Below are 695 nucleotides of genomic sequence, written 5' to 3'. Positions count from 1 at the left end.
TACTCGATTCCGTCTCACCCAACTGAATAAGGCGACTTTTCGCCATTTGGTTGGAGACAAAGTGGATATGCGACATTTTTGAAACAGAGTGACGGATCAATTCATCAATGGTTCCAGACACCTCGCCGCCCTCAACATGTGCGACAAGAATATTATTGAGCGCTCCCACGATCGCACCAGCCATGGCCTCAACACGGTCACCGTGCACCACAATCATATCGGGTGAGGTTTCAGCCACGTAGTCGGACAACCCTTGAATTGTTTTGGCCAAGGTAATATCCATTGAATCGTAACTGTTTTGATTAATATATGTGTAAAGATTTTTGAATCCCGCTTTCTCTACTTCACGAGCTGTCATGCCATATTTGGCCATCATATGCATGCCCGTGATAAACACGTACGCCTCAAAATGCGGATGACTTTCTACTTTACCGATCAAACTTTTCAGTTTACCAAAGTCAGCCCGAGTACCTGTCAAAAATAGAATTTTTTTCATCTTAGCTAATATGTGCTTTCTTTATTTGAACATTTGCAGGGATTGCAGATACGGCTTTTTGGCCTAGCAAGCGCACGGAAAACGCATGAACATCCGCGTCACGAAAGGCTTCCCAGCACGGTCGCCAGGTACTCTTGGTCCATCGCGCACATCATTCGCTTGCGTTGAATACCGGCTTTAAAACTCTTCTCTTGCTTTA

Annotated in this window: 1 protein-coding gene; it reads right to left on the bottom strand. The window is 45.0% G+C overall.

What is annotated here, in order from left to right:
- On the bottom strand, positions 1-496 hold a 496-nt coding region (locus tag EHW56_RS15235), incomplete at its 3' end, for a UDP-N-acetylglucosamine 2-epimerase (RefSeq protein ID WP_172970397.1).
- Positions 497-695: the final 199 nt, after the last annotated feature.

This window comes from Salinivibrio sp. VGrn1, from assembly GCF_009377995.1.
Lineage (GTDB): Bacteria > Pseudomonadota > Gammaproteobacteria > Enterobacterales > Vibrionaceae > Salinivibrio > Salinivibrio siamensis.
This window is presented reverse-complemented; position numbering and strand designations above follow the sequence as displayed.